17 protein-coding genes are annotated in these 14,491 nt (G+C 62.2%); 6 read left to right on the top strand and 11 right to left on the bottom strand.

Annotated features, from left to right (window positions below):
- Positions 1-46: 46 nt before the first annotated feature.
- Together GC425_RS05965 and GC425_RS05970 are read right to left on the bottom strand one after the other, a co-directional pair.
- Entirely contained in the window at positions 47-529 is a 483-nt protein-coding gene (locus GC425_RS05965; RefSeq protein ID WP_257822495.1) for a hypothetical protein, read from the bottom strand.
- Positions 530-545: 16 nt separating this feature from the next.
- Positions 546-1,217, bottom strand: a complete 672-nt coding sequence (locus tag GC425_RS05970; RefSeq protein ID WP_257822496.1) for a hypothetical protein — start codon at positions 1,215-1,217, stop codon at positions 546-548.
- Positions 1,218-1,240: 23 nt separating this feature from the next.
- On the opposite strand from GC425_RS05970, the gene GC425_RS05975 reads away from it, so the two are divergent.
- The 4 genes from GC425_RS05975 to GC425_RS05990 are packed head-to-tail and all read left to right on the top strand — an operon-like array spanning position 1,241 to position 3,866.
- Entirely contained in the window at positions 1,241-1,702 is a 462-nt protein-coding gene (locus tag GC425_RS05975) for a TetR/AcrR family transcriptional regulator (RefSeq protein WP_151844361.1), read from the top strand.
- A gap of 10 nt (positions 1,703-1,712) precedes the next feature.
- Entirely contained in the window at positions 1,713-2,444 is a 732-nt protein-coding gene (locus GC425_RS05980) for a BRCT domain-containing protein (protein WP_151844362.1), read from the top strand.
- Between the two features lie 32 nt (positions 2,445-2,476).
- The gene (locus GC425_RS05985; protein WP_151843105.1) at positions 2,477-2,953 is read left to right on the top strand and encodes a hypothetical protein; all 477 of its coding nucleotides are present in this window, start codon (positions 2,477-2,479) and stop codon (positions 2,951-2,953) included.
- Complete coding sequence (locus GC425_RS05990; RefSeq protein ID WP_308240243.1) at positions 2,931-3,866, top strand: hypothetical protein; 936 nt, start codon at positions 2,931-2,933, stop codon at positions 3,864-3,866. The genes GC425_RS05985 and GC425_RS05990 overlap by 23 nt, the downstream gene beginning before the upstream one ends.
- On the opposite strand, the gene GC425_RS05995 is transcribed toward GC425_RS05990, so the two are convergent.
- The 4 genes from GC425_RS05995 to dnaE are packed head-to-tail and all read right to left on the bottom strand — an operon-like array spanning position 3,856 to position 8,627.
- Positions 3,856-4,203, bottom strand: coding sequence for an RNA-binding S4 domain-containing protein (locus GC425_RS05995; RefSeq protein WP_257822500.1), 348 nt, complete (start codon positions 4,201-4,203; stop codon positions 3,856-3,858). The two genes, GC425_RS05990 and GC425_RS05995, sit on opposite strands and share 11 nt — an antisense overlap.
- The gene (locus tag GC425_RS06000; RefSeq protein ID WP_151843102.1) at positions 4,200-4,430 is read right to left on the bottom strand and encodes a hypothetical protein; all 231 of its coding nucleotides are present in this window, start codon (positions 4,428-4,430) and stop codon (positions 4,200-4,202) included. The genes GC425_RS05995 and GC425_RS06000 overlap by 4 nt, the downstream gene beginning before the upstream one ends.
- Before the next feature lie 10 nt (positions 4,431-4,440).
- Complete coding sequence (locus tag GC425_RS06005) at positions 4,441-5,058, bottom strand: YigZ family protein (protein WP_257822502.1); 618 nt, start codon at positions 5,056-5,058, stop codon at positions 4,441-4,443.
- Positions 5,058-8,627: a DNA polymerase III subunit alpha gene (gene dnaE, locus GC425_RS06010; RefSeq protein WP_257822504.1), complete on the bottom strand. Its 3,570-nt coding sequence runs from the start codon at positions 8,625-8,627 to the stop codon at positions 5,058-5,060. The genes GC425_RS06005 and dnaE overlap by 1 nt, the downstream gene beginning before the upstream one ends.
- Positions 8,628-8,704: 77 nt before the next feature.
- On the opposite strand from dnaE, the gene GC425_RS06015 reads away from it, so the two are divergent.
- Positions 8,705-9,862: an amino acid deaminase/aldolase gene (locus GC425_RS06015; RefSeq protein WP_151843099.1), complete on the top strand. Its 1,158-nt coding sequence runs from the start codon at positions 8,705-8,707 to the stop codon at positions 9,860-9,862.
- Here the strand turns inward: GC425_RS06015 and rarD are convergent.
- The 4 genes from rarD to lspA are packed head-to-tail and all read right to left on the bottom strand — an operon-like array spanning position 9,855 to position 12,781.
- Positions 9,855-10,733, bottom strand: coding sequence for an EamA family transporter RarD (gene rarD, locus GC425_RS06020; RefSeq protein ID WP_151844368.1), 879 nt, complete (start codon positions 10,731-10,733; stop codon positions 9,855-9,857). The two genes, GC425_RS06015 and rarD, sit on opposite strands and share 8 nt — an antisense overlap.
- Positions 10,730-11,353 (bottom strand): hypothetical protein, encoded by a 624-nt coding sequence (locus GC425_RS06025; RefSeq protein ID WP_151844369.1) that lies wholly within the window; start codon positions 11,351-11,353, stop codon positions 10,730-10,732. Before GC425_RS06025 ends, rarD begins: the two co-directional genes overlap by 4 nt.
- Positions 11,346-12,263 carry an RluA family pseudouridine synthase gene (locus GC425_RS06030; RefSeq protein ID WP_151843181.1) on the bottom strand — a complete coding sequence of 306 codons (918 nt, stop codon included), beginning with the start codon at positions 12,261-12,263 and terminating at the stop codon, positions 11,346-11,348. The genes GC425_RS06025 and GC425_RS06030 overlap by 8 nt, the downstream gene beginning before the upstream one ends.
- 20 nt (positions 12,264-12,283) lie before the next feature.
- Positions 12,284-12,781, bottom strand: a complete 498-nt coding sequence (gene lspA, locus GC425_RS06035) for a signal peptidase II (RefSeq protein ID WP_374707635.1) — start codon at positions 12,779-12,781, stop codon at positions 12,284-12,286.
- A 40-nt stretch (positions 12,782-12,821) separates the two neighbouring features.
- Between lspA and GC425_RS06040 the strand changes: the two genes are divergently transcribed.
- Positions 12,822-13,742, top strand: coding sequence for a DUF6263 family protein (locus tag GC425_RS06040; protein WP_231699744.1), 921 nt, complete (start codon positions 12,822-12,824; stop codon positions 13,740-13,742).
- 18 nt (positions 13,743-13,760) lie between these two features.
- Here GC425_RS06040 and GC425_RS06045 read toward each other — a convergent pair whose 3' ends face one another.
- Entirely contained in the window at positions 13,761-14,417 is a 657-nt protein-coding gene (locus GC425_RS06045; protein ID WP_151844372.1) for a hypothetical protein, read from the bottom strand.
- Positions 14,418-14,491: the final 74 nt, after the last annotated feature.

The raw sequence follows: 14,491 nt of genomic DNA on the forward strand, positions 1-14,491 counted from the left end.
GGCGTCGCCGACATCGAACTCTAGTAGGCGACGCCGGCAACGAACTCTAGTCGGCGTCGTTGGGGTTCCCGGCCATCATCACGTTCGCTGAGATCCAATAGCAGCACAGCGCAATCGTGGGGGCAGCCAACAAACCAACGGAAGGGCGCACCAGGGTGGCGACCTCCACCACGGTCCCCGGAGCGGGCTTTCCCTCCACGAGTGGGTGGAACACATCCACCAAGTACGAACCGAAGAACAGGAACCACCAGGTGGCAAACGCCACCACCAGCGTGGTCCACAGCATCGGCCACACACCACGCCTCTGGGATCTAAACACCCACAGCGCAGTGCCCAGCCCTAACACCGTGGTTGCGACAACGAAGCGGACAAACGCGGAAAAGCCCGCTCCTTCGGTCCCGGGGATGCTCTCCGCACCATGGGAAGGCGTCACCAGAACCTCAGTAAGCGGGTAGGTCCACGCCCACACTGCAGCGCCGAGGCTAAACACCACGCAGGTAACCCACAGCACCAACGCACTTTGTTTCATGGACACCTAGCGTTGTTTAGGAGGATGGGCAGAGCTTCCACTGCCCATTTTCACGGGCGAACGGAAGATTGTCCGACGCTCCAGCGGCGGAGACGTTCGCTGTCGCGTGATCACCGTTGACCTGAATGTCATTGACGGCGAGTTTCGGCATGTTGCTATTCACCTCGACGAACTGTTGGTTTGCAGACGCGGCAGCAATCGACTGCTTCACTGCTCCGATACCACCATTGCGCTCCAGGAACGGGGTGCAGGCGTTATCCGCGGCGGCGTTCAAGTAGTTCTCCACGGTGCCGCCGCCCAGCTTGTCCACCACTGCCGTGATTTGCTGCCGATCTTCATCGTTTGCAGGCTGACCACCCTCAATGGGCTTCACCACGCCGCCACCGATCGCTGGAAGGGCAGGTCCTCCCGGTGCCGTCTCCTCCCCTTCTGCAGGGCGTGGCTGCCCCTCAGCAGGCTGCTCGCCCTCGGCCTTCTTCGCGTCTTCAGCCTTTTTCGCTTCGTCTGCCTTCTTGGCTTCCTCGTCCTGCTTGGCCTTGTCTCCCTCTGGAGCGTCTGTAGACGACGTAGAGGCAGAACTGCTCTGCTTCATCGAGGCATTCTGGTCGGCCTCATCATCGGAACCACAGGCGGTCAACAACATCGGGACCGCCAGAACAGCGGCAACTAAAGACTTGCGATAATTCATGTTCCTAAGACTACCCTTAAAGAGTGCAATTACACAGAGCTTTGATCCTCGAAACCGCCACGGGTATCCTCCGCGAGTACGGTTTGGCCGATCTCACGATGCGCCGCCTAGCCCGTCAGCTCGGGGTGGCACCGGGCGCCCTCTACTGGCATTTCCCCAGCAAGCAGGCACTTTTGGGGGCAATAGCAGACACGCTCATCCAAGGAATTAACCACACCGAAGAGGATCTCGAGACATATTGCGTGGCGCTATTCACCGCTCTGTGTTCACTCCCGTCCGGGGCTGAAATCACACTCGCCGCATCGGCCTCGGGAACGTTGGAGCACGATCCCAGCAACCACCTTCCCCCGGCAGTGTGGCATTACGTCCTCGGCGCGGCGATGGATCACCAAGCACGCGAGGAAGCCGCGCAACGGCTGGGCGTCGACGAACCACACAGGATCGACGTGATACCCGGCGTGCGCGCATTGTTGAGCAACCACTAGGCTGGGGCACATGCACGCGCGCGGAGCAGACATCCAGATCACACCCGACCACATCAAGGTCACACGCACGGGGCTGGCGAACAGCCTGTGGGATAGCGCCACGATTCCGGCGTCTTCACTGATCGGCTGGTATAAAAAAGCACCGGATACCCACTCCCCCGGCCACATCGACCTGCTGCACGACGGGGATCCGGTGCGCATCAATTTCTCGGCAGGTCGCGCAGATGACTTTCGTGTGATCGATGGGCGACTGACCGCGCTGCAGGCGGGCTATCCTCTCGACGAGGTTCCTGGCGACCCGGCGTCGGTAGGATCAGACTCCGCACGGCCTGACTCCACTGGACCTAACACTGCTGGCCCCAGCGCCGAGGAATGGGTGGCGGAGGCAACAGAGTCCGGCAGCTCGCGCACCTCGAAGACCCCCACGCGAGCCCCATGGTCGAAGGTCGCCACCCCAGACGTGGTGCCTGAAACCAACACGGACGCGGACATCGACGGGCAGATCTACGGCCAGGTGGTGTGCGTCACCGGCGACGTGGAACCCTACTCCAAGGGTGACGTGTGGAACATGATTGCCCAGGCCGGAGGTAAGGTCTCCAAGTCCGTCACGAAGAAAACCACGATGCTAGTCGTCGGCGAATGGGCCAGCGTGACCTCCAAAGAAAAGCGCGCCAGGGAGCTCAAAGACAAGGGTCAAGAGATAAATATCGTCAGCTTCGCAGATTTTTTGACGATGGTGTGAACCTTTTCAGGCGCCGCGGAGTCTAACAATGCATGTTAAGACTCACTGACGCACCCTTTGACCTCTTCACCCTGCCGCCCCGCGTGGGTATCGGCGACGACCTCAACGTGGAGATCCCCGACGGCGCCGGAATGCTGCGCGACCGCTGGGATGTCGCCGCAGACAAGCTCTTCGAGACGCTCATTAGCCTCGCGGACGATGGGCAGTATCTCCAGTACGCATGGCTGGATGATCACACCACCGCCCGCGTACGCATCATCAACGACGCGTATCCCGCAACGCACACGCTCACCCATCCCAAGCTCATCCGTTTCTTGCGCACCTCCCTCACCGCCCTGTTCGGCTGCGAGCCCGTGATTTACGTCCAGGGTGATTTGATCTGCGCTCGGCCTCAATACCTGGCCGGAACCATCAAGGAGTGGAAGGGCCCCTATGAGATCTCCACCGGGTATTGCCTGCAACCCCCGCAATGCAATAATGACAAGAATGAAGCATCTCCACGACTATGATGCCTGGATCGCCACTCATCGTGACTATGTAGAGCACCTGCGCCGCCGCGTCATTGACGAGTTGGACGACGCCGGCCTCGCTTTCGACCAGGTGACCATCCGCATCAAGGATCGCGAGAGCTATGCCAAGAAGATCGCCAATCCTGCGCTGCCCGACTACAAGGACTTCCGTAGTGCCCACGACATCATCGGAATCCGTGTCATTACGTTCCACTCTTCCCAGATCCCGCAGCTGGTGGATGTGTTGAGCGACCTCTTTGATGTGGTCTCTGTGATTGATAAGGCCGCCGAAACGGCGAAGGAAGGCCGCTTTGGCTACGCCTCACAGCACCTCATTGTGCAGGAGGACGGGCAGCTCATCGAGATTCAGCTGCGCACGGTACTTCAACACGCGTGGGCGGAGTTCGAGCACGACGTGCGCTATAAGAACCCACAGCACGATGATCCCCAGATCGCGCGCGCCTTTACGCTGGCTGCGGGCTTGATTGAGTTGGCGGATCAGCAGTTCGACAAGGTCGCCGACATCGTGGAATCCGTGCGCGATGGCCGCGCGAGCGGAACGTTGGAAGCCTCCCACCTGCCGAAGCAGATCACCCGGCTGGTCGGCGAGGACTACCCGATGTCGCGGGCGGATTATTACACTTATGCCATCGACATGTTGGCGGCCCACGACCTCACCACCGTGGATGACCTCGCTGATCTCCTCGCGCCGGAGAACATCACGCAGCTCACCACAGCGATGGGCTACCGCTTCAAACCGGGCCAGGTGCGCCTGGTCGATGACATGCTGCTGTTCACCTACGGCCGGGAGCACATCCGCAAGACCGTGCACATTGGGGAGACCACTGCCAGCCGGCCGGGGCGTCTGGGCACTCGCTGGCAGCAGCTAGGCCAGCGGACGATTAACGAATAAACTTCTCCAGCTGCCGGCGCTCGCGCTTCGTCGGCCGTCCCGCACCGCGGTCGCGTCGAGGCATCGAGGGGATCAACGGCGGTGGCGGCGAGTGGTCAATGTACGCCGCCCGGGCCAGGGGCGCGCCCACGCGCTTACTCAGAAGCTGGGTAACTTCCAGAACGTACTCGCGGTGGTGGGCCCACACCCGCACCCTGTCCCCCACCACAACGGACTGCGAGGGCTTCACCGTCACATCGTTGATCTTCACATGCCCGGCGCGGCACGCTTCGGCGGCGGCGGTGCGAGTTTTGAAGATCCTCACCGACCAGACCCAGGCGTCGATCCGGGTGCTCACCACTCGTCCTTGTGAGAAGCGATGGCACGGATCTTAAAGTAGCCCACGCCGCATACGGCCACGGCGATGAGCGGAACGATGAAGAGAAGGAAGTTGTTGCTCATCACAGCTCCGGCGATGAGGGAGGCCACGGCCACCACGATGGTCACCAGGCTCACCCGTGCGTACTTGCGCACCTCCGCCTTGCGTTGTGCAATGATGTCGCCGTTGTAGTTATCCATGCTCATGCCGGTTAGTCTAGTCAATCCAGACTGTGGCATCACCACGCACATCCACCGTTCCGCCTGTGGCTTGTGCCACCACAGCCTCCAGCGCCTCCGGTGCCGTGGTAGCGACCGTCATCGTGACATGTTCCGCATAGTCCACGTTCGTGATGGTATGCCCCGCGTTGCGGATCTCCGCCTCCAGTTTCCCGGCCTGTGCGTGATCGACGTCGATGAAGCGCTCATGAACTGAGCGGCGCGTGGTGATCGTGGCGGTGTCCAGTGCGGCCTTGGTGGCGTCGTGATAGGCCCGGACCAGCCCGCCGGTGCCCAAAAGCACGCCACCGAAGTAGCGGACCACCACGGCGGTAATATCCATGTATCCGCGCAGCACATCCAGCATCGGCTGCCCGGCGGTGCCGGCGGGTTCGCCGTCATCGCTGGAGCGTTCGATCGGCTGCGCATCGTCCTGGTGGATGATGAAGGCACTGCAGTGATGCCGGGCGTCCGGGTAGCGCGCGCGAATGTCCTGGATGAACTGCCTGGCTTCGTCCTCCGTTTCGGTCCTGCGGATAAAACCGAGGAATTGCGAGCGTTTAATCTCCAGTTCGGCGCTGTATTCTTCCGGGCCGGGGCGTCGGTAGCTCTCCATTAGGACAGCACGCCTTCCCAGGTGGATGCCTTCAGCGCACCAATGAGGCCGGAGGATTTATCCACACGCATCTCTGGCGCCAGGAGGAATTGGACGGTTTCGTCGCCATCAAGCAAAGTCAAATACACGTCGGAATCGCCCTTATGCTGGCTCAGCACACGCTTGAGGCGTTCCATATTCGCCGGCGTGGCCTGCTCCACGCGAATATTCAGCCGCAGCGGAATACCGGATCCCGCGCCCACGCTGAGCTCCGCGGAACGGAGATCTTCGCAAAACAGGCTCATGCGATCATCTTTGTAATTCACGCGCGCCTTGGCCAGCACAATATTGTCCTCGACAATCTGCGGCGCGACCATTTGATAGGTCTTCGCGAACACGAGGAGCTCCACCTGCGCGCCGTGCTGGTCCTCCAGCGTGGCGATCACCCAGGTTTGTCCGTTGCGGTCCACGCGCCGGTCCACGCCGCTGATAATGCCGCCGATTTTCACTTCCTTCTTGTTCGGAAGTTCGCGGGAAAGCACCGCGGTCAGCGGCGTATCCACCTGCGCGTCCAGGGCATCCTCAAAACCATCCAGCGGGTGGCCGGAGACGTACAGCCCCAGCATGTCGCGTTCCAGGGACAGCTGATGCTTGCGCTCCCATTCCTGTTCCGGGACGTCCACGCGGAATGCCTCCGACGCCGCCGCGTCGTCCCCCAGGCCACTAAACAGGTCGAACTGTCCCTTCGCGGCAGCTTTTTTGGTGCTGATGACGGAGTCCACAGCTTCCTCGTGGACGAGCATCAGCCCCTTGCGAGAGTGCCCCAAAGAGTCGAAGGCGCCAGCCTTGATGAGGGATTCCGTGACGCGTTTAGAAGCGGCGACCACATCGATTTTGTCCAGGTAGTCGGAGAAGTCCTTGAAGTGGCCGTGCTTCTTGCGAGAGGCGATGATGGATTGCACCACGTCTTCGCCGACGTTGCGCACAGCACCCAGTCCGAAGCGGATGTCCTCCCCCACGGATTGAAAGGTGTAGGCGGATTCGTTGACATCGGGCGAGAGCACCTTGATACCCAGGTGACGGCAGTCTGCCAGATAAATGGCGGATTTATCCTTCTTATCGGACACGGAAGTCAGCAGAGCCGCCATGTATTCCGGCGCGTAATTCGCCTTCAGGTAGGCCGTCCAGAAGGACACCAATCCGTAGCCTGCCGCGTGGGATTTGTTAAATGCATATCCGGCGAAGGGAAGAATGGTTTCCCACAGGGTGTTAATAGCCTCAGTCGAGTAGCCATTGGCCTTCATGCCGGACTCGAAGGTCACGAATTCTTTTTCCAGCACCTCGGGCTTCTTTTTACCCATGGCTTTGCGGAATCCGTCTGCCTGACCGGCAGTGTAGTTCGCGACCTTTTGAGAGATCCTCATGATCTGCTCCTGGTACACGATCAGACCATAGGTTTCCTCCAGAATGTCCTTGAGGGGCTCCTCCAATTCTGGGTGGATCGGAACAATGGGTTTGCGGCCATTTTTGCGGTCGGCGTATTCCCAGTGCGCGCCCACGCCCATGGGGCCTGGGCGGTAGAGGGCCAGTGCGGCGACGATGTCGTTGAACTCGGTGGGCTGCATGCGGGTCAGCAGCTCCTGCATACCGCCGGAGTCCAGCTGGAACACCCCCAGGGTCTCGCCGCGGGCCAGCAGTTCATAGGTGGGCTTGTCGACGATGTCCAGGCCCTCGAGGTCCAGTTCGAAGTCCCTGTTGCTCTTGATGTTATCCAGGCAGTCGCCAATTACCGTGAGGTTTCGGAGGCCCAGGAAGTCCATCTTCAGCAGGCCGATGGCCTCGCAGGCAGGGTATGGCCAGCCGGTGATGAGGGCACCGTCGTTGGGGCGCTTCCACATCGGGATGCAATCCATCAGTGGCACGGAGGCCATAATCACGGCGCAGGCGTGCACGCCGGCTTGGCGGATCACGCCTTCGAGCCCCAGCGCGTCCTTGTACACCTTGGCGACGTCGGGGTCCGTTTCGATCAGTTGGCGGACCTCAGCGGCTTCGTTGTAGCGCTCGTGCTTCGGGTCGGTGATGCCGGCCAGGGGGATGTCCTTGGCCATGATCGCCGGCGGCAGCGCCTTCGTGATGCGGTCGGCCAGCTGGAAGCCCGCCTGGCCGTAGTGGGCACGCGCGGCGTCCTTCAGGGCCTGCTTCGTTTTCACGGTACCGAAGGTGATCACCTGGGCGATCTTGTCTTCACCCCACCGGTCGGAGGCATATTTGATCATTTCGGAACGGCGGCGATCATCGAAGTCGATATCGATATCGGGTGCGGACGGGCGCTCGGGGTTCAGGAAGCGCTCGAACAGTAGCCCGTGTTCGATCGGGTCGATGTTGGTGATCGTCAGCGCATAGGCCACGAGCGCACCTGCGGCGGATCCACGGCCGGGGCCCACGCGGATGCCGATGCTGCGGGCGTGCTTGATGAGCTCCGCCACGATCAGGAAGTAAGAGGGGTATCCCTTCATGTCGATCACGCCGATTTCGTATTCGGCGCGGTCGATGTACTCCTGGGGAACCTCGCGGCCCGGGAAGCGCTCTTCCAGGCCAGCCATCACTTCGTGGGTGAGCCAGGACGTCGGCGTGTGTCCTTCGGGAACGTCGGCGATCGGCATGCGGTCCAGCGGGTGCTCTTCCCACACCTCGCCGTAATCCTGGACGCGCTCGGCAACCCAGAGGGTGTTGTCGCAGCCCTTCGGCACCACTTTGTCCCATTGCGCGCGGATGTCCTCAGCGGAGCGCAGGTAGTAGCCGGTGCCGGAAAAGGCGAAACGCTTGCCGCCTTCGTCCAGGGTCGGTTCATCCATGGTGGCGCCGGTTTGCACGCACAGCATCACCTCGTGTTGTGGCGCCTGCTGCTCCAGCACATAGTGGCAGTCGTTGGTGACCAACGGCGGCAGGTTGAGCCGCTTGCCCACTTCCAGAAGATCGTCGCGGACGCGCTTTTCGATCTCCAGCCCGTGGTCCATCAGCTCCAGGAAGAAGTTGTCCTTACCGTAGATGTCCTGCCACGTGGCGGCGGCCTCCAAGGCTTTATCGAACTGGCCCAAGCGCAAGCGGGTTTGTACGTCTCCGGAGGGGCAGCCGGTAGTGGCGATGATCCCCTCGGCGTGCTGCGCGATCAGGTCCGCGTCCATACGGGGCCACTTGCCCAGCTGCCCTTCGTAGGAGGCGTAGGAGCTCAACTTGAACAGGTTGCGCAGTCCCGTGGCGTTTTCCGCGACCATGGTCTGGTGAAGGTAAGCGCCGGAGGCGGACACGTCGTCGCGTTTTTGTTCGGGGCGTCCCCAGCGAACGCGGTCCATATTGAAGCGGGAATCGGGCGCGATGTAGGCCTCGATACCGATGATGGGCTTCACGCCCGCGGCGGTCATCGCGCGGTAGAAGGCGTCCGCGCCGAACATGTTCCCGTGGTCGGTCATGCCCACGGCGGGCATTCCCTGGCGTACCACTTCCTTCGCCAGCAAGTCCACGTTGGCCATTCCGTCCAGCATGGAGTATTCGGTGTGGTTGTGGAGGTGGACGAAGGAAGAGCCGCTCATGCGCCGTAGCCTAACATAGCTTGAAAATTAAGGCGATTGTCCTGCATAGATGGGGCTGCTCAGATTATGCTTTTGGTATGAAAGCTGAAGTTCGTCAGGCAGTTGCGCACCTCGAGGCTCCGTTTTCGGTACTGGACCTGGATGCTGCCGTAGCCAATGCTGTAGATATGACCGTCCGCGCCCAGGGAACGCCGATCCGTTTGGCGTCGAAATCGATTCGCATCCCTGAGCTGATGAAGCGGATCTTGGAGCTGGACGGGTTCCACGGGATCCTTGCCTATAACCTCAATGAAGCCATCTGGCTGGTCCGCGAACACGAGTGTTCGGACATCGTGGTGGCCTACCCCACGGCAAACAAGGATGCGCTGAAGGAGCTCAATGCGTGCGACACGCTGCGCGCGCAGATCACGCTCATGGTGGATTCCGCGGAGCACCTGGATTTCATCGACGAACATGTGCCCGGCCATGAGGAGTTGCGGGTGTGCCTGGATGTCGATGCCAGCCTGGAGTTCGGGCCGGTGCATATCGGTGCGTTGCGTTCCCCCGTCCGCACGCCGCAGGACGCCGCAACCATCACCCGTGATATTGTCCGACGCCCAGGTTTCACGTTGGTTGGAGTGATGGCCTATGAGGGGCAGATTGCTGGCACCACGGATTCCTCCCCTGCCATTGCGGTGATGAAGTCGCTGTCGACGCGGGAGTTGGCGGCACGTCGCCGCAAGGTGGTTCAGGCGGTGACGGACATCGCCGGGCCGCTGGAGTTCGTCAATGGTGGTGGCACGGGCTCGATCGAGACCACGAGTCAGGAGAAGGTCATTACGGAGATCGGCGCGGGCTCGGGTGTGATCGGGCCGGCGTTGTTCGATCACTACAGGACCTTCACCCCGGAGCCCGCCGAGTGGTTCGTGCTGCCGGTGGTGCGTCGCCCCTCGCCGCAGACAGTAACGATCGCTGGCGGTGGACGTGTGGCCTCGGGCGCGATGGGCAAGGATCGCCTGCCGGTGGTGGATTGGCCCTCGGGGCTGCAGATGTCCCCGCTGGAGGGCCCGGGTGAAGTACAGACTCCGCTGACGGGATCCAGCGCGCGCAATCTCCGGTTGGGTGACCACGTGTGGTTCCGGCACGCGAAGGCGGGTGAGCAATGTGAGTTCGCCGAGTCCGTGGTGGTGGTCTCCGAGGGGCAGATCTACGACGAATGGCTCACCTACCGAGGCGCCGGGTTCAGCTTCACCTAGCCCGGCGGAGGGTACCGCGTCGGTTCTTGTGGGTGTTCAGCACCAGGTCGATCACGAACACGGTCACCGCGACCCAAATGATGCTGAAGCCCACCCAGCGAGCCGGAGCGATGTGTTCGTTAACCACGAACACGGCCCAGAGCATCTGCATGATCGGCGTGAGGTACTGGATCATGCCGAGGCTGGTGAGCGTCATCTCCTTGGCCGCACGCGCGAAGCACAGCAGCGGCAAGGCGGTGATCACGCCCGCCATCATCAGCAAGCCCGCGTGCGCCGGACCTTCGGTGGTGAAGGTGTTGGCTCCCGTGAACTCCAGGAACAGGATGTACAGCAGGCCCAGCGGGGCCAGGACCAGCGTCTCCGCCGTGAGGGACTGCATGGGTGACAGCGGAACCCGCTTCTTCACCAGGCCGTAGAGGCCGAAGGACACAGCCAGGCCGAGAGAGATGACCGGTGGTTGGCCCAGGGCGATCGTCAAAATGACCACCGCGACCGTCGCAATGGCCACCGACAGTGTTTGCAGCGGGCGCAGACGCTCCCTCAAGAACACCACGCCCAGCACCACGCTCACCAGCGGGTTGATGAAATACCCCAAAGCCGCGTCCGCCACGTGCCCGGAGTTCACGGCCACGATGTACAGCCCCCAGTTAAAGCTGATGAGCACTGCCGCCAGCGTCACCAAGCCCCACACGCGAAGGCTCATTCCCCGAAGGGTGCCCATCTTCCGCAGGACGAGCAGCACGATCACCATGAACACCAGCGTCCACAGAAAACGGTGCGCCAAAATCTCCAGGGGCTCCGCCGGAATCAGCAACGGAAAAAACGCGGGAAAAAATCCCCACATCAGGTAGCACAGTATTCCCCAGATCATGAATTCATCGGCCTAATTCCTATACGTCCATACGCCGCCCCCACCGGGGCGGGCTCCACCACAGCGCGCTCCCCCAGCTCCTTCAGGCGCTCGGGTGCACCGTAGACAAGCACGCTCGTGATCGTGATGTCCTCGGGCTGCACTTGCGCCCGCGAGCCCCACAGCGTAACCGCCTGCATCAACACGTCCTTCCTGGTATGCCCCGGCACCGGCTCCGGAATGACCCATTGCGCGCCGGGCGCGAAGTACAGGGTGCTCACGCGACCGGGGAAATCTCCCAGCACGTCGGCCAGCTGCTGGGCATTCCACGCGTCCTGAGAGGAGACCAACGCCCACCGGGCGTCTGTTCCCTCCATGGAGTCCAGCTCCCGGCGCGCGTAGTCTGCATAGTCCTGCCCTTGGTAGTCAATGGGGCCCAGCTGATCGCCGTTGATGAGTTGGGCCTTGCTCACGCGATCCGACGTCGACAGGATCACCAAACCGACTATTAAGGCCACCAAGCACAGGCCGCCCACCCAGGCCACCCACGCTGGGCGTCGGGTATCTTCCCATTCCAGCTGGCGTACCCGCTTTTTGTTCTTGGCGATCACCGTGGGGGCTCGTCGCGAGTAATCAGGCATTGTTCACCTCCCGCAGGGTGCTGAGCGCCTGGTCCAGATCCTCCGGGTACGGCGACTGGACGGTCATCCACTGCCCGTCGGGGTGTGGGAATCCCAGCTCCACGGCGTGCAGCCACTGGCGGATCAGCCCCAAACGCTTCGCAAGCTGTGGGTCGCTGCCGTACATGGGATCGCCTACCAGGGGATGGTGCAGGCTGGAAAAGTGCACGCGGATCTGGTGGGTGCGGCCCGTTTCCAACTTCACTTTCAGCAGGCTGGCCTGGCGGTGAGCCTCCAGGGTTTCGTAGTGGGTGACGGCGCGCTTGCCGTCGTCCCTCACTGCGAAGCGCCACCCGGCAGAGGGATGGCGGGCGATCGGCGCGTCGATCGTGCCGCTGGTGGGATCGGGGTGACCTTGAACTAGCGCGTGATACGTCTTCGAGACCTCCCTGTTCCGGAAGGCTCTTTTCAGCACCGTATAGGCGCGTTCCGATTGCGCCACAATCATCGCACCGGAGGTTCCCACGTCCAAGCGCTGCACGATTCCTTTTCGCTCAGGTGGCCCCGAGGTGGAGATGCGGTAGCCCGCAGCAGCCAGGCCCGCGGTCACGGTGGGCCCCTCCCATCCCAGCGTGGGGTGCGCGGCAACGCCCACGGGCTTATCCACCACCACCACGTCATCGTCGGCGTAAAGGATCCCCATCCCCTCCACAATCTGCGGAGGCTCCGCCGCCAGATCCCGCGGCGGTTCGGGGAGGGTCACATCCAGCCACGCCCCGGCCACCAGCCGGTCGGACTTTCCCACCGTGACGTGATCCTGCGTGATGGATCCAGCCGCCGCCATGTCCGCCACCACGGTGCGCGAGAGGCCGAGGAGTTTCGAGAGCCCGGCGTCGACCCTCATCCCGGCCAATCCATCTGGAACGGGCATGGAACGGGTGTCGCGCGCGGTCACGGTTGTGGCTCCTCTCGCTTCGGGTCGATGAAGATCACGTAGCACATATACAGTGCCACGCCGACGGTAATTCCCACGTCAGCGACATTGAAGATCGCGAAATCCCAGAAACTGAAGAAATCCACAACATGGCCATGCAGCCCGCCCGGCGCACGGAACACACGGTCGATGAAGTTGCCGGCGGCCCCGCCACCGATCAACGCGATCGGCCAGATGGCGAAGCGGGTACGGATGCGGAAGGACAAGACAATGCAGGCCACAGCGGCGCAGAGCTGCAGGATGGCCAGCACCGGGGTGAGATCCGTGCCGAAGGAAAAGGCCGCGCCTGAGTTGCGGATGAGATACAGCCGGAACCAATCGCCCAGCACTGGGTAGGCCGTGGCCGGTTCAAGGTTCTCCACCACCCACCACTTGCTCAGCTGGTCAAGCGCGATCCATCCGGCCATGAGAGGCAGAGAAAACGTAGCGATCCGTGCGGTGGGTTGTGATGTCACAAGAAAAGAGTTTAGCGCTGGCCTGTTAGTGTGTGAACTTGTGGGTAATTCGAAACGTGTAGCACTGTTCACTGCGACCTGTGCCTCCGTCCTGTCTGCGGCGCTGACCCTCAGCGCGTGCGGCTCCGATGATGCCGATCAGGCGGCCGTGGAGCAGCCGGCGGCGGTGGCGGTGGCGCAGACGCCTGTCACGCTAGTGTCTGCGGGAGCCGAGCCCCGGGAGTCCCTGGCGTGGTTCAGCGACTCCGGGGAGCAGAAGGTCACGTTCAAAGCCACCCAAGGGCTGGAGCAGCACACCGAAGGCGGCACGGGCGAGGACCTGCCCTATGAGGATGTGACGATGACATTGCCGCTGTCTGCCTCGGTGGATACCGACGGAGAAAAGCGCACCACGTCGGTCACGGTCGGCCGGCCGAGCGGGACGAATCACGAGCGCAATGAAGATATCGCCAGCGCCGAGGGCTTCCAGATGACCACGGTGCATACCGCCGATGGCCAGGCTGTGGAGCGGACGATGGCTGCTCCCGAGGGGGCGTCCGATGCGGCGCGCGCGTCCGTGGAATCCGCGCTGACGCAGATGAATGACTTTCCGGTGGTGTTCCCCAGCGAGAAGGTGGGCATCGGCGCCCGCTGGACCGTCTCCACCAAGGTGGATGCGGGCGTGTCCATGTTCCAGGACATTACGTACACCCTCGCTGCGCGCCAGGGCAAGGATGTCACGCTGAAAATCTCTGTTGATCGACGCCCAGCGGTCACCTCCTACGGCCGCACGAACCTGACGGTGTTGGATTCGTCCACTGAGTCGCGCGGGCAGGTGAAGGTGGACTTAACGCGGGCGCTTCCGGTGTCTGGGCAGCTGTCCGTCACGACTGCGTTGACCTTGGGTGATGGTGAACAGAAGGATTCTGGCACGAAGGTCATACAAAAAGCCACCACCCGTGGGCAGTGGCTTTCTGAGTAGTTTTAAGCCGCAGGAGCTTTACGGCGCAGGTGCCGGTGCTGGCGGCTCGCCTTCCGGCGCAGGTGCTGGGGCAGGAGCCGGTGCTGGTGGCTCACCCTCCGGTGCTGGCGCAGGAGCCGGCGCCTCGCCTTCTGGCGCGGGTGCTGGAGCGGGAGCCTCACCGTCTGGCGCTGGCTGCACCGGATCGCCACACATCGGTGGCACGTTGTCCGGCATCACGTTTTGGATCAGGGTACATGCCCAGCGCTGGTCGAGTTTCCACTGCTCAGCGTCGTAGACAAACAGCACATCGCTGATGATGACTGGTTCCTGCTCCGGCAGGGTCAGCTCCACGGTGGCCTGTGCCTGGGTGGGGATGATCTGCAGCACGGGGTCGACAACCCGCATCTCGGCGCCTGATTCGGCGCGCATGTGGGTCAGGGAGTCGAAGATTTCTGGGGCGGTCTCGCCACCGACGACGGTGGCGGCCTTTTCTTCCGTGGGAAGTTCAGGATCCACGGCGCGGTGGAGGACGTTGGTGAGCTCCTCGGTGGTCGGAGCTGGGATGGACTCCGAGGACGGTGCTGCGGAGCTGGAAGTGTTGTCAGATTTGCTGTCATCGTCCGAACCACATGCGGCCAAGGTGAGGCCGGTGGTCAAGGCGACGGATACGGCGAATGCCTTCTTCATCTTCATATCGACCATGGTACACAAGCCCCGATCTGCAAGCCGTGGGGCGCAAGTGACCCCAGGGCACTACTGTGGTAGCC

Origin of the sequence: Corynebacterium sp. zg254 (assembly GCF_024701495.1) — a bacterium.
Taxonomy (GTDB): domain Bacteria; phylum Actinomycetota; class Actinomycetes; order Mycobacteriales; family Mycobacteriaceae; genus Corynebacterium; species Corynebacterium zhongnanshanii.

What these genes read in the sequence shown, in the direction of transcription:
- rarD (WP_151844368.1), bottom strand. Translation starts at nt 10,733, where the DNA reads ATGATCTGGGGAATACTGTGCTACCTGATGTGGGGATTTTTTCCCGCG.
- GC425_RS06015 (WP_151843099.1), top strand. Translation starts at nt 8,705, where the DNA reads ATGAAAGCTGAAGTTCGTCAGGCAGTTGCGCACCTCGAGGCTCCGTTT.
- GC425_RS05980 (WP_151844362.1), top strand. Translation starts at nt 1,713, where the DNA reads ATGCACGCGCGCGGAGCAGACATCCAGATCACACCCGACCACATCAAG.
- GC425_RS06025 (WP_151844369.1), bottom strand. Translation starts at nt 11,353, where the DNA reads ATGCCTGATTACTCGCGACGAGCCCCCACGGTGATCGCCAAGAACAAA.
- GC425_RS06030 (WP_151843181.1), bottom strand. Translation starts at nt 12,263, where the DNA reads ATGCCCGTTCCAGATGGATTGGCCGGGATGAGGGTCGACGCCGGGCTC.
- GC425_RS05965 (WP_257822495.1), bottom strand. Translation starts at nt 529, where the DNA reads ATGAAACAAAGTGCGTTGGTGCTGTGGGTTACCTGCGTGGTGTTTAGC.
- GC425_RS06005 (WP_257822502.1), bottom strand. Translation starts at nt 5,058, where the DNA reads ATGGAGAGCTACCGACGCCCCGGCCCGGAAGAATACAGCGCCGAACTG.
- dnaE (WP_257822504.1), bottom strand. Translation starts at nt 8,627, where the DNA reads ATGAGCGGCTCTTCCTTCGTCCACCTCCACAACCACACCGAATACTCC.
- GC425_RS05990 (WP_308240243.1), top strand. Translation starts at nt 2,931, where the DNA reads ATGAAGCATCTCCACGACTATGATGCCTGGATCGCCACTCATCGTGAC.
- GC425_RS05985 (WP_151843105.1), top strand. Translation starts at nt 2,477, where the DNA reads ATGTTAAGACTCACTGACGCACCCTTTGACCTCTTCACCCTGCCGCCC.
- GC425_RS05970 (WP_257822496.1), bottom strand. Translation starts at nt 1,217, where the DNA reads ATGAATTATCGCAAGTCTTTAGTTGCCGCTGTTCTGGCGGTCCCGATG.
- GC425_RS06045 (WP_151844372.1), bottom strand. Translation starts at nt 14,417, where the DNA reads ATGAAGATGAAGAAGGCATTCGCCGTATCCGTCGCCTTGACCACCGGC.
- GC425_RS06000 (WP_151843102.1), bottom strand. Translation starts at nt 4,430, where the DNA reads ATGAGCATGGATAACTACAACGGCGACATCATTGCACAACGCAAGGCG.